A 12,448-nucleotide genomic window follows, 5' to 3' on the forward strand; every position below is an offset into this window, starting at 1 on the left:
ATGGGGAGTCGGATGCGGATCGCACTGCTGTCCTACCGCAGCAAGCCGCACTGCGGAGGCCAGGGCGTCTACGTCCGCCACCTGAGCCGTGAGCTCGTCGCGCTCGGCCACAGCGTCGAGGTCTTCTCGGGTCAGCCCTACCCCGAGCTCGACGAGGGCGTGCGGCTGACCGAGGTGCCGAGCCTGGACCTCTACCGCGAGCCCGACCCGTTCCGGGTGCCGAAGCTGCGCGAGTTCCGCGACCGGGTGGACGTCGAGGAGTTCCTCACCATGTGCGCGGCCGGCTTCCCCGAGCCCAAGACCTTCAGCACCCGCGCAGCCCGGCTGCTCGCGGAGCGCACCGGCGACTTCGACGTCGTCCACGACAACCAGGTCCTCGGCTACGGGATGCTCAAGATCGAGCAGATGGGGCTGCCGCTGGTGACCACCATCCACCACCCGATCACCTTCGACCGCCGCATCGACCTCGCGCAGGCGCCGAGCCTGTGGCGGCGCTTCACCCTCAGCCGCTGGTACGGCTTCCTGCGCATGCAGGCCAAGGTCGCGCGCCGCGCGCGCCGGGTCATCACGCCCTCGGAGTCCTCGCGCCGCGACATCGCCACCGACTTCGGGGTCGACCCCGCGCGCATGCTCTCCATCCCGCTCGGCGTCGACGACTGTTTCGTGCCGCCGACCGCGCCGCGGGTGCCGGGCCGGATCATGGCCATGGCCAGCGCGGACGCGCCGATGAAGGGCATCGCCACCCTGCTCGAGGCCTTCGCCAAGCTCCGCACCGAGCGCGACGTCGAGCTCGTCCTGGTCACCCAGCCCAAACCGGGCGGGCGCACCGAGCAGCTCATCGACAAGCTGTCCATCGGCGACGCGGTCCGCTTCGTGCACGGCATCAGCGACGCCGAGCTGGTCGCGCTGATGGGCTCGGCCGAGGTGGCGTGCGTGCCGAGCCTCTACGAGGGCTTCTCGCTGCCGACGGCCGAGCTGATGGCCTGCAGCACGCCGCTCATCGTCTCCGACGCCGGCGCCATCCCCGAGGTCGTCGGCCCCGACGGCCTGTGCGCCGACCTGGTCACGCCCGGCGACGTCGGTGAGCTCGAGGCGGCCCTGGCCGCGCTGCTCGACGACCCCGAGCGCCGCGCGGCGTACGGCGCGGCCGGGCGCCGGCGCGTCGACGAGCTGTTCAGCTGGCGGGCCGTGGCCCAGCAGGTCGCGCAGGTCTACGCCGAGACGATCGACGAGTACCACCAGGAGAAGCGCTAGTGCTGACCGTTGACTTCGACCGGCTCGGGCTGCGCCCGGGCGACCGCGTCCTCGACATGGGCTGCGGCGCGGGCCGCCACGCCTTCGAGATGTACCGCCGCGGCGCCGACGTCGTCGCCTTCGACATGGACGCCGACGAGCTGACCGGTGTCAGCGACCTGTTCCACGCCATGAAGCAGGCCGGCGAGGTGCCCGCGGGCGCCGAGGCCGACGTCAAGCAGGGCGACGCGCTCCAGCTGCCGTTCGCCGACGGCGAGTTCGACCGGGTCGTCGCCGCCGAGGTGCTCGAGCACATCCACGCCGACGTCGACGCGATCAAGGAGCTGGTCCGGGTCCTGCGCCCGGGCGGCACGCTCGCCGTCTCGGTGCCGCGCTGGCTTCCCGAGGTCATCAACTGGAAGCTGTCGGACGAATACCACGACGCCGAGGGCGGCCACATCCGCATCTACACCGACCACGAGCTCGTGGACAAGGTGACCAAGGCGGGCCGGATGAACGACGGCACGCCGGGCGAGGCGATGGTCTTTGAGGGCAAGCACTACGCCCACGGCCTGCACGCGCCGTACTGGTGGATCAAGTGCGCGGTCGGCGTCGACAACGACGAGCACCCGCTGGCCAAGGCCTACCACAAGCTCCTGGTCTGGGAGATCATGAAGCAGCCGAAGGCCCTCCAGCTGGCCGGCCGGGTCCTCGACCCCCTCATCGGCAAGAGCCTGGTCCTCTACTTCCGCAAGCCGGCGTGAGCCCGCTCGTGCAGCTGCCGTACGTCGAGGGCGTGCTCTCCGCGCGCCAGGTCGCCGAGACCGCCGCCGCGATCGCGGCCATGCAGGAGCCGTGTGGTGCGGTGCCGTGGACGGTCGGCGAGCACGTCGACGTCTGGAACCACGTCGAGGCCGCGATGGCCATGCTGGTCGGCGGCGAGGTCGAGGCCGCCGAGGCGGCCTACGACTGGGTGCCGACCATGCAGCGCGCCGACGGCTCGTGGCCGATGAAGATCGTCGCGGGGGAGCCCGAGGACGCGCGCGGTGAGGTCAACATGTCGGCCTACCTCGCGGTCGGGGTGTGGCACCACTGGCTGGTGCGCCGCGACCTGGCCTTCGTGCAGCGGTTCTGGCCGTCGGTCCGCGCCGGGCTGGACTGGGTCGTGTCCCAGCAGCTGCCCTTCGGCGGGATCCGCTGGACGCCGACCGAGCCGTTCGCGCTGCTGGCCGGCTCGTCGTCGATCTACCAGTCGCTGCGCGCCGGCGTCGCCCTGGCCGAGCTGCTCGACGACCCGCAGCCAGAGTGGGAGCTGGCGGGCGGTCGGCTCGGCCACGCGGTGCGCGAGCACCGCGCCCGGTTCGAGGACAAGGTGACCTACTCCATGGACTGGTACTACCCGGTCCTGGGCGGCGCCGTCCGTGGGCCCGAGGCCCACGACCTGCTCGCCTCGCGCTGGGAGGAGTTCGTGGTGCCCGGCCTCGGCATCCGCTGCGTCGACACCAACCCCTGGGTGACCGGCGCCGAGACCTGCGAGCTGGCCATGGCCCTCGACGCCATCGGCGACCACCGCCGCGCGCTGGCCCTGCTCGCCGACGTGCAGCACCTGCGCGAGGACGACGGCCGCTACTGGACCGGCTGGGTCTTCGACGACGGGACCCCGACCGACGAGCCGCGCGACGTGCACTGGCCGGTCGAGCACACGACGTACACCGCCGCCGCCGTCGTCCTGGCCGTCGACGCCCTCGGCGAGGTCGCCGGCCACGCCACCGCCGGCTCCGGCATCATGCGCGGCACCTCGCTCGGCGCGCACTTCGGCGAGCTCGCGCTGGAGTGCGGCTGCCCCTCCTCAGCCGACCGGGTCGCCCGCCTCGCCTGAGGTCCGCCGCAGCACCCGCATCGACCCGAGCGCCTCGACCTCCTCGAAGCTCCCGCTCTCCAGCGCCCGCAGGAACACGTGGTACGGCGGCTGCCCGCCGTCCGCGGGGTCGGGGAAGACGTCGTGGATCAGCAGCGCGCCGCCGGCGTGCACCCAGGGTGCCCAGCCCGCGTAGTCGTTCTGCGCGTGCACCTCGGCGTGCCCGCCGTCGATGAACAGCAGGCTCAGCGGCGCGCGCCAGTGCGCGCTCACCGTCCTGCTCCGCCCGACCACCGCGACCACCTGGTCCTCCAGCCCCGCGCGCGCGATCGTCCGGCGGAACACCGGCAGCGTGTCCATCAGCCCGAACTCCGGGTCGACCAGGGACGGGTCGTGGTGCTCCCACCCGGCCTGGTTCTCCTCCGAGCCGCGGTGGTGGTCGACGGTGAACACCGTCCCGCCCACCTCGCGGGCCGCCGCGCCCAGGTAGATCGCCGACTTCCCGCAGTACGTCCCGACCTCGAGGGCCGGTCCGTGCGGCAGCCGCTCCCGGGCCCAGCGGTGGAGCAGCAGCCCCTCGTCCTCGGGCATGAAGCCCTTGGCGTCCAGGGCGTGGCTCAGCCAGGCCTCGGGCAGGTCCGCGGGCGTGTCCGTCACCCGACGACTCTAGTAGAGTTAGAACACGTTCTAGTTCGAGGGAGTCGCATGTCCGTCGGCATCACCGAGGAGCACGCCGAGCTGGCGCGCAGCGTGCGCGAGTGGGCGGCGAAGCTGGGTGGCCCGGAGCTCGCGCGCCGGCACGAGGCGGAGGCGGACGCCGCGTTCCCCGACGTGTGGGAGGCGTGCGTCGAGATGGGCGTGGCCACCATCGCGCTGCCGCAGTCGTGCGGCGGGGGCGGCGGCTCGGTCCTGGACCAGGCGGTGGCCCTCGAGGCGTGCGCACACGCGCTGGTCCCCGGGCCGCTGCTGTCCACCGCGGTGGCCGCGCTGGTGGCGCCGTCGGCCGACCTCGGCGAGGGGGCGGCGGTCGCGGTGGTGCACGCCTCCGGGCTGGCCGGCGACCTGGCCGGCGCCACCCACGTGCTGGGGTCCGACGGGCTGGTCGAGCGGGAGGGGGCGACCCCGGAGGCGGGCATCGACCTGACCCGGCGCTGGGGCCGGGTGGGCGTGGGGCCGGCCGAGCCGGTCGACGTCGTACGCCGGGCGACGGTCACCCTCGCGGCCGCCGAGGCCGCGGGCGTGGCGCGGTGGTGCCTGGAGACGGCGGTGGAGTACGCCCAGGTCCGCGAGCAGTTCGGCCAGAAGATCGGCGCCTTCCAGGCCGTCAAGCACCTGTGCGCCGAGATGCTCGAGACCGCCGAGGCCGTGACCGCGGCCGCGTGGGACGTGGCCGGCGCCGCATCATCGGTGGCGGCGGCGGGCGAGGAGCAGTGGTCCTACGCCGCCGACGTGGCCGCGGTGACCTGCTTCGACGGCGCGGTCGACGTGGCCAAGGCCTGCATCCAGGTGCTGGGCGGGATCGGCTTCACCTACGAGCACGACGCGCACCTCTACCTGCGCCGGGCCCTGGCCCTGCGCGGGCTGGTCGGCGATCCCGACGCCGCCGCGGTGCGGCTGACCGAGCGGGCGGTGGCCGGCGTGCGCCGGGCGGTGGCGGTGGACCTCGAGGGCCGCGACGCCGCCGTGCGACCCGAGGCCCGGGCCACCGCCGAGCGGATCGCGGCCCGGCCCGAGGGGGAGCGGCGAGCGGCGCTGGTCGAGGCCGGCTACCTCACGCCGCACTGGCCCGCGCCGTACGGACTCGGGGCCGACGCCGTCACCCAGCTGGTGGTCGACGAGGAGCTGGCCCGGGCGGGCGTCACCCGGCCGGACATCGTCATCGCCGGGTGGGCGCTGCCCACGATCCTCGAGCACGGCTCGGACGCCCAGCGGGAGCGGTTCGTGCTGCCGTCGCTGCGCGGCGAGGTGACCTGGTGCCAGCTGTTCTCCGAGCCGGGCTCCGGCTCCGACCTGGCCTCGCTGCGCACCCGCGCCGAGCGGGTCGACGGCGGCTGGCGGCTCACCGGTCAGAAGGTGTGGACCAGCGTGGCCGAGCGCGCCGACTGGGGCATCTGCCTCGCCCGCACCGACCCCGACGCGCCTCAGCACCGCGGCATCTCCTACTTCCTCGTCGACATGCGTGCCGAGGGCATCGACGTCCGGCCGCTGCGCGAGATCACCGGCGAGGCGCTGTTCAACGAGGTCTTCCTCGACGAGGTGTTCGTGCCCGACGACGGCCTCGTCGGCGCGCCCGGCGACGGGTGGAGGCTGGCCCGCACCACGCTGGCCAACGAGCGCGTGGCCATGGCCACCACCCGACTGGGGACGTCGACCGAACGGGCCGTGGCGCTCGCCGCCGAGCGCGACCTGACCGGCGCCCAGCGCGCCCGGGTCGGCCGCGCCGTGGCGCTCTCCACGGTCTGCGCGCTGCTCGGCGTGCGCACCACCCTGCGCTCGCTGGCCGGTCGCGGCCCCGGCGCGGAGTCCTCGGTGGCCAAGCTGCTCGGCGTGCGCAACCGTCAGGACGGCGCCGAGCTCGTCGTCGAGCTCCAGGAGGACGGGCTGCTGGCCCCGGACGAGCAGCTGCGCCGCGACCTCTGGGAGCTGCTCAACACCCGCTGCCTGTCCATCGCCGGCGGTACGACCCAGATCCTGCGCAACGTGGCCGCCGAGCGCATCCTCGGGCTGCCTCGCTGACGCTCGGTCGAGGACCGTCAGGCGCGGGTCAGCACCCGCTGCGCGCGGCGGCGGCGCTTGGCCAGCCGCGCGTGGTGGATGAGCCGCAGCATCTCGGCGTCGAGCGGCGGCCGGGGGCGGTGCACGGGGGTCGGGGTCGGGGAGGCCATGGCTCAACCCTGCCCGTGCGCACCGACCGCGCGCATCGGGATTTGTCCCTATTGTGTCCCCGACCCGGTCCTCAGGGTGCTCCCCGAGGGGGAGGCGCCGGCGCGGTCGCGGCGGTACTGGTTCCAGTGCCAGTGCAGGTACCGGTCGATCGCGCGCACCACGTGCGCCGAGCGGATCGAGGGGAAGACGTCGAAGGCGTGCTGGGCGCCGGGCAGCTCGGCGTACACCACCGAGCGGTGGGAGGCGTCGCGCAGCCGGGCCACGAACTGCCGCGCCTGGTCGACGGGGACGAGGGTGTCGTGGGCGCCGTGGATGACGAAGAAGTCGGGGGCGTCCGGGCCGATGCGCAGGATGGGGCTGGCGTCCTCGAACACCTCGGGGTGCTCCTCCCACGTGGTCTGCATGACCCACTTGGTGAGGAACAGGTCGCGCAGCTTGGTCGAGGCCTTGGTGCCGGTGGAGCCCGCGAAGTCGTAGACGCCGTAGTGGGGCACGGCGAGCTGGACCGAGGTGTCGGCGTCCTCGAAGCCGGGCTGCCACTCGGTCGCGCCGGGGGTCAGCGCGGCCAGCGCGGTGAGGTGACCGCCGGCCGAGCCGCCGGTGATCGCGACGTACGCCGGGTCGCCGCCGTAGTCGGCGATGTGCTCGCGGATCCAGGCGACGGCCTTCTTGACGTCGACGACCTGGGCCGGCCAGGGGTCGCGCGGGGAGAGCCGGTAGTTGATGGCCACGCACACCCAGCCCTTGGCGGCCAGGTGCTGCATGAGCGGGACGCCCTGCTCCTCCTTCTTGCCCAGGATCCAGGCGCCGCCGTGGACCTGGAGCAGGACCGGGGCGTCCTCGGTGGGCTCGGCCGGGCGGTAGATGTCCAGGTGGTTGCGGCGACCGGCCTCCCCGAAGGCGATGTCGCGCTCGACCCGGATCGTCTGCGGCGGCTTGCGGAAGGTGCGGAACGGGTTGACCAGCGAGCGCCACGGCGTGGCCAGCTCGGCCGGCGTGGGCAGCGCGTCGAGCTGCTCGGCGTAGTCGGCGCCCAGCGCCTCGGTGAGCGCCTCCTCGGCGGTCTGCCGGTCGCGGCGGGCCTGGTCGACGAGGTAGCCGAGGCCGAGCACGGCCGCGCCGGCCAGGCCCAGGGCGACCGGGTCGCGGCGCCGCTCGGTCAGGTGGGTGGCGGCGTCGGCGGCGGTCACGGCGAGCCACTGCGGCGCCAGCTCGGTGGTGAGCCAGCCCGCGAAGAACGACGGCACGCCGGCGCGGAACCCCGGCAGCGGGCGGATCGCGTTGGCGGTCAGGGCGGCGTACAGCAGGGCGCGGCGGCGGAACGACACGCCCACCAGGTTACTCGTCGGTCACATGGCGCCGGCAGCCCCCGCGAGCGCCGGAGCCACCCGGGCCGCGGCGCTGGCCACGCCCAACCAGGTGTGGTGGTTGCCCTCCCAGCACCAGCCCACGTGGGGAGCCCGCTCCGCGATCCAGATCGCGGGCACCCTCTTGTCCGTGCCCCGCGACGCCCCGGTGTGGAAGCAGCGGTTCTTCTCCAGCGCGTTGGGTACGGCGTGCAGGAAGGCCAGCCCCTCCTCGAGCGTCAGCATGCTCCGGCCGCGGTCGGCGATCACCGGAGCCGCCTCGCCCGGCCGCACGCCGCAGAACTCCTCGCCGCGCTCGACGCCCACCACGGCGTACGCCGCGGCCCGAGGCACCTCGAGGTTCGGGCCGAAGGTGTCCACGTCGGCGAAGTGCCGGCTGAGCGTGCCCGTGCGCTCACCCAGGCGCAGCAGCGGCACGCGTGCGGAGACCGGCGGCCCCACCGGGACCAGCACGAAGGACGCGCCGCTCGGCTCCGAGCGCACCTCTTCGCCGACCACGGCGCGCAGCGGCTCCAGCAGCGCGGCGGCTGCGGCGGCCAGCTCGGCCGGGTAGCCCAGGGCGAGGAGGGTGTCGGACTGGCGGGAGAGTTCCTGCTCGAGGCGCACGGTGCCTCAACGGCCCGCGGGGGCGGCGAGTTCCCCGGGGTGAGGCGGCCGTCACGTAGCCGGGAGCCGGTCTGGCTCGTTGGGGTGGGTAGAACACGTTCTAGGGAGGGATGATGGACCGCCTGTCCGGGCTCGACGCGAGCTTCCTGTACCTCGAGACCCCCGCACAGCTGATGCACGTGTGCGGGCTGATCGTGCTGGACCCGGCCACGATGCCGGGGCCGTACTCGTTCCGCGCGTTCCGCGACGGCATCGAGGAGCGGGTGCGCGACGTCCCCGACTTCACCCGCAAGCTGCGCCGGGTCCCGCTGGGCCTGGACCACCCGATCTGGGTGCGCGACACCGACTTCGACATCGAGCGGCACGTGCACCGGATGTCGCTGCCCACGCCGGGTGGGTACGCCGAGCTGGTCGAGCTCGCGAGCCACCTGGCCGGTCTGCCCCTGGACCGCTCGCGGCCGCTGTGGGAGATGTGGGTGATCGAGGGCTACGCCGGCGAAGACGGCCGCGACCGGATCGCGGTGTTCTCCAAGATGCACCACGCCACCGTGGACGGCGTCTCCGGCGCCAACCTGGTATCGCACCTGTGCAGCCTGGAGCCCGAGGGCGACCCGATCGGCGGTGGTGAGGAGAAGCGCTGGCCGCACGAGCCCGGGCGGCTCGAGCTGCTCGGCCGCGCGGCGGTGAGCAGCGGGCTGCGACCGTTCCAGACCGTCAACCTGCTGGCGCCGACGGTGAGGAGCGTCGTCGGCACCATCGGCCGGGCCCGCGAGGGCACCGCGATGGCCGCGCCGCTGACCGCACCGCGCACGCCGTTCAACGGCACCATCACCAGCCACCGCGCCGTCGCCCTGGCCGACATGGACCTCGGCGACGTCAAGGCGGTCAAGGCGGCGACCGGGACCACCGTGAACGACGTGGTCCTGGCCGTCGCCGGAGGGGCGCTGCGCGGCTACCTCGAGGACCGCGACGAGCTGCCGTCGTCCTCGCTGCTGGCCACCGTCCCGGTCTCGGTGCGCGAGGAGTCCCGGCGCTCCGACGGCGCCAACAAGGTCTCGGCCCTCTTCGCCCGCCTCGGCACCGACGTCGAGGACCCGCTCGAGCGACTCGAGGAGCTGGCCACGGCCAACCGTCACGCCAAGGAGCACCACCAGGCGATCAGCGCGGACGCGCTCCAGGACTGGGCCGAGTTCGCCGCGCCCCGGACCTTCGGGCTGGCCGTCCGCGCGTACGCCTCGCTCCGCCTGGCCGAGCGGCACCCCGTCGTGCACAACCTGGTCATCAGCAACGTGCCCGGCCCGCCCGTCCCGCTGTACTTCCTGGGCGCGCGCATCGAGGGCCTCTACCCCCTCGGTCCGGTCTTCCACGGCGCGGGGCTCAACATCACGGTGATGTCCCACCACGGCCGGGTCGGGGTCGGCGTCATCGCCTGCCGCGAGGCCGTGGACGACGTCGACGACCTGGCCCGCCGCTTCCCGGTCGAGCTGGACCGGCTGCGCGAGGCCGTCGGCACGACGGATCGCGAGCCAGCGGAGGTCTGAGCGTCGTCTCACCGCTCTGGGCGAGCCTGCTTGCCCGGAGTCCGGCGCGTCCCCCACAGTGACGCCTGAACACCCGTCCGACGTTCAGGAGGTCCCCCACCCGTGGCCGACGCCGCCGCCGCCCCCGACCGCGCTCCCGACCGCAGCCGCCTGCCGCTCGACGTCGACACGGGCACCCGCCCGATCCGGCCGGTCGAGACGCCGCCCAAGGCTCCGAACGTCGTGGTGGTGCTCATCGACGACATGGGGTTCGGGGCCTCGGAGCCGTACGGCGGGCCGGTGCACATGCCGACGGCGCAGCGGCTGGCCGACGAGGGGCTGAGGTACAGCCGGTTCCACGTGACCTCGCTGTGCAGCCCGACCCGGCAGGCGCTGATGACCGGTCGCAACCACCACTCGGTGGGCATGGGCGTGACCAGCGAGATGTCGACGCCGCTGCCGGGCTACCACGGCTACCGGCCGGCCAGCGCCGCGACGATCGCGCAGATCCTCAGCGGCAACGGCTACTGCACGGCGGCCATCGGCAAGTGGCACCAGACGCCACCGGTCGAGGTCAGCCCGTCCGGGCCGTTCCAGCGCTGGCCGATGGGGGAGGGGTTCGACTACTTCTACGGCTTCATGGGCGCCGAGATGAACCACTGGTACCCCCAGCTCTACAAGGGCCGCTACGCCATCGAGCCGGACAAGCTGCCCGAGGAGGGCTACCACCTGTCCGAGGACCTGGTCGAGCAGGCGATCCAGTGGGTGGAGAACCAGCAGGCCATCACCCCGGACCGCCCGTTCTTCACCTACCTCGCACTCGGCGCCACGCACGCGCCGTTCCACGTCGCCCCGGAGTGGCGCGAGAAGTACGCCGGGAGGTTCGACGCCGGCTGGGACGCCCAGCGCGAGGCCACCCTGGCCCGGCAGAAGGAGCTCGGCATCGTGCCCGAGACCGCCGAGCTGGCGCCGTGGGCCGAGGGCGTGCCGCACTGGGACGAGCTGGACGAGACCGAGAAGCGGGTCGCAGCGCGGTTCATGGAGACCTACGCCGGCTTCGCCGAGCACGCCGACGTGCAGGTCGGCCGGTTCGTCGACGCGCTCGAGGAGCTGGGGTTGCTCGAGGACACGCTGATCTTCTACCTGCTCGGCGACAACGGCGCCTCGGGCGAGGGCGGCCCGCGCGGCACCTTCCGCGAGCACCTCGTGGGCCACGGCATCCAGGACGAGACCGCCGACATGGCCGCCCGCCTGGACTCGCTGGGCGACCCCACGACGTACCCGATCTACCCCGTCGGCTGGGCCCTGGCCATGAACACGCCGTACCCGTGGACCAAGCAGCTGGCCCACCTCGGGGGCACCCGCGACGGCATGATCGTGCGCTGGGGCAACGGCATCGAGGCGCGCGGTGAGATCCGGCACCAGTGGCACCACGTCATCGACGTGCTGCCCACGATCCTGGAGGCCGCCGGGCTGCCCGCGCCGGAGGAGTTCGGGGGCGTCGAGCAGCAGCCGATCGAGGGCACCAGCCTGGCCTACTCCTTCCACGACCCCGACGCCGCGGACCGCCGCACGACGCAGTACTTCGAGATGATCGGCAACCGCGCCGTCTACCACGAGGGCTGGACCGCGGTGACCCGCCACGGCATCCCGTGGGAGATGGTCGGCGGCGTGGACCGGCCCTTCGACCAGGACCGGTGGGAGCTCTACGACCACAGCACCGACTGGAGCCAGGCGCACGACCTGGCCGCCGAGCACCCCGAGCGCCTGGAGGAGCTCAAGCGGGTGTTCGAGGCCGAGGCCACCCGGCACCACGTCTTCCCGCTCGACGACCGGGTCACCGAGCGCGAGAACCCCGAGGTCGCCGGTCGCCTCGACCTGCACGCCGGCATGTCCACGATGTCCTTCGGGCCGCGCGTCGGCCGGCTCACCGAAGAGGCCGCGCCCAACGTCAAGAACCGCTCGCACGTCATCACCGCCGACCTCGAGGTCGTCACCGGCACCCACGGCGTGGTGGTCGCGCAGGGCGGGCGCTTCGGTGGCTGGTCGCTCTACACTGTCGGCAGCATCCCGCACTACGCCTACAACTTCGTGGGCCGCGACCTCACCGTCGTGCGCGGCGGCAAGCCGATGCTGCCCGGTCGCCACGACCTGGTCGTCCGCTTCGAGTACGACGGCGGGCCGCCCGGCTCCGGGGCCAGCGTGGTGCTCGAGGTCGACGGCCACCAGGTCGGCTCCGGGCGGATCCCGATCACCACGGCGTACTACTTCTCCTTCGACGAGACCTTCAACGTCGGTGTCGACCGCGGTACGCCGGTGTGCGACGACTACCCGCCCGTCCGCAACGCCTTCGAGGGGCTGATCCACAGCGTCCGCTTCGACCTGGCCGACGTGACCGAGCCGGGCAGCCCCGAGGAGCGGGACCGGATCGCCCTCATCCACCAGTGAGGCGGCCCCGTCCGCCCGGACGGGGTCAGTCCGCGCGCACCGACCGCGAGGTCGCGCCGCCGGACCGGTCGGCCAGCGAGATGCGGGTGCTGTCGGCGGGCCGGACGCCGCCGGTGACCGTGACCTCGACGAGCCCGTCGTCGAACTCGGCCGCGATCTGGTCGGCCTCGGTCCCCTCGGGCAGGGTGATCGCGCGGCGGAAGGCGCCGTAGAAGCGCTCGCGGATGAGGAAGTCCGCGTCGTCGTCGCCCTCGCCGGCGCGGCGGGTGCCGGACACGGTGAGCACGCCGTGGCTGAAGCTGAGGTCGACGTCCTCGGGGTCGACGCCGGCGAGCTCGACGCGGATGACCAGGTCGCCGCCGCGGGCCAGGATGTCGGTGGCCGGCACCCAGGCCGAGGCGTGCGTCCGCTCGGCGGCCTCGACGCCGTGCTCGGCCCCGCCGTGCAGCCCGATCGAACGCATCCGGGCGAGCTCGCTGAAGAAGTCGGTGACGCCCTCGAAGGGGTTGCGTGGTGGCTGTTCGGCCATG

Annotated in this window: 11 protein-coding genes; 6 read left to right on the forward strand and 5 right to left on the reverse strand. The window is 73.7% G+C overall.

Features of this window, described 5'->3' with window-relative positions:
- Window positions 1–12 precede the first annotated feature (12 nt).
- From G5V58_RS09590 to G5V58_RS09600, 3 genes are read left to right on the forward strand one after another with little or no spacing between them, the layout of a single operon-like run.
- Complete coding sequence (locus G5V58_RS09590; protein WP_165231585.1) at window positions 13–1,254, forward strand: glycosyltransferase family 4 protein; 1,242 nt, start codon at window positions 13–15, stop codon at window positions 1,252–1,254.
- Entirely contained in the window at window positions 1,254–1,997 is a 744-nt protein-coding gene (locus tag G5V58_RS09595; protein ID WP_165231588.1) for a class I SAM-dependent methyltransferase, read from the forward strand. The genes G5V58_RS09590 and G5V58_RS09595 overlap by 1 nt, the downstream gene beginning before the upstream one ends.
- A complete protein-coding gene (locus tag G5V58_RS09600; RefSeq protein WP_165231592.1) occupies window positions 1,994–3,112 on the forward strand; it encodes a prenyltransferase/squalene oxidase repeat-containing protein in 1,119 nt (372 codons plus the stop codon). The genes G5V58_RS09595 and G5V58_RS09600 overlap by 4 nt, the downstream gene beginning before the upstream one ends.
- Here the strand turns inward: G5V58_RS09600 and G5V58_RS09605 are convergent.
- A complete protein-coding gene (locus tag G5V58_RS09605; protein WP_230487229.1) occupies window positions 3,083–3,748 on the reverse strand; it encodes a class I SAM-dependent methyltransferase in 666 nt (221 codons plus the stop codon). The genes G5V58_RS09600 and G5V58_RS09605 overlap by 30 nt on opposite strands.
- 48 nt (window positions 3,749–3,796) lie before the next feature.
- Between G5V58_RS09605 and G5V58_RS09610 the strand changes: the two genes are divergently transcribed.
- On the forward strand, window positions 3,797–5,827 hold the full coding sequence (locus G5V58_RS09610; protein ID WP_165231595.1) for an acyl-CoA dehydrogenase: 2,031 nt from the start codon (window positions 3,797–3,799) through the stop codon (window positions 5,825–5,827).
- Between the two features lie 17 nt (window positions 5,828–5,844).
- On the opposite strand, the gene G5V58_RS26400 is transcribed toward G5V58_RS09610, so the two are convergent.
- From G5V58_RS26400 to G5V58_RS09620, 3 genes are read right to left on the reverse strand one after another with little or no spacing between them, the layout of a single operon-like run.
- The gene (locus tag G5V58_RS26400; protein WP_268991270.1) at window positions 5,845–5,976 is read right to left on the reverse strand and encodes a hypothetical protein; all 132 of its coding nucleotides are present in this window, start codon (window positions 5,974–5,976) and stop codon (window positions 5,845–5,847) included.
- 48 nt (window positions 5,977–6,024) lie between these two features.
- The gene (locus G5V58_RS09615; protein WP_165231597.1) at window positions 6,025–7,305 is read right to left on the reverse strand and encodes an alpha/beta hydrolase; all 1,281 of its coding nucleotides are present in this window, start codon (window positions 7,303–7,305) and stop codon (window positions 6,025–6,027) included.
- Between the two features lie 21 nt (window positions 7,306–7,326).
- Window positions 7,327–7,950, reverse strand: a complete 624-nt coding sequence (locus G5V58_RS09620) for a DUF5701 family protein (protein WP_165231599.1) — start codon at window positions 7,948–7,950, stop codon at window positions 7,327–7,329.
- Window positions 7,951–8,063: 113 nt separating this feature from the next.
- Between G5V58_RS09620 and G5V58_RS09625 the strand changes: the two genes are divergently transcribed.
- Window positions 8,064–9,491: a WS/DGAT/MGAT family O-acyltransferase gene (locus G5V58_RS09625; RefSeq protein WP_165231601.1), complete on the forward strand. Its 1,428-nt coding sequence runs from the start codon at window positions 8,064–8,066 to the stop codon at window positions 9,489–9,491.
- 102 nt (window positions 9,492–9,593) lie between these two features.
- Complete coding sequence (locus G5V58_RS09630; RefSeq protein WP_165231603.1) at window positions 9,594–11,918, forward strand: arylsulfatase; 2,325 nt, start codon at window positions 9,594–9,596, stop codon at window positions 11,916–11,918.
- Between the two features lie 25 nt (window positions 11,919–11,943).
- On the opposite strand, the gene G5V58_RS09635 is transcribed toward G5V58_RS09630, so the two are convergent.
- Window positions 11,944–12,447 carry an Hsp20/alpha crystallin family protein gene (locus tag G5V58_RS09635; RefSeq protein ID WP_165231606.1) on the reverse strand — a complete coding sequence of 168 codons (504 nt, stop codon included), beginning with the start codon at window positions 12,445–12,447 and terminating at the stop codon, window positions 11,944–11,946.
- Window position 12,448: the final 1 nt, after the last annotated feature.

This window comes from Nocardioides anomalus, assembly GCF_011046535.1.
Taxonomy (GTDB): Bacteria; Actinomycetota; Actinomycetes; order Propionibacteriales; family Nocardioidaceae; genus Nocardioides; species Nocardioides anomalus.

Bases quoted from the DNA above. Each gene is read 5' to 3' on its own strand.
- G5V58_RS26400 (WP_268991270.1), bottom strand. From the start codon at position 5,976: ATGGCCTCCCCGACCCCGACCCCCGTGCACCGCCCCCGGCCGCCGCTC.
- G5V58_RS09635 (WP_165231606.1), bottom strand. From the start codon at position 12,447: ATGGCCGAACAGCCACCACGCAACCCCTTCGAGGGCGTCACCGACTTC.
- G5V58_RS09625 (WP_165231601.1), top strand. From the start codon at position 8,064: ATGGACCGCCTGTCCGGGCTCGACGCGAGCTTCCTGTACCTCGAGACC.
- G5V58_RS09610 (WP_165231595.1), top strand. From the start codon at position 3,797: ATGTCCGTCGGCATCACCGAGGAGCACGCCGAGCTGGCGCGCAGCGTG.
- G5V58_RS09590 (WP_165231585.1), top strand. From the start codon at position 13: ATGCGGATCGCACTGCTGTCCTACCGCAGCAAGCCGCACTGCGGAGGC.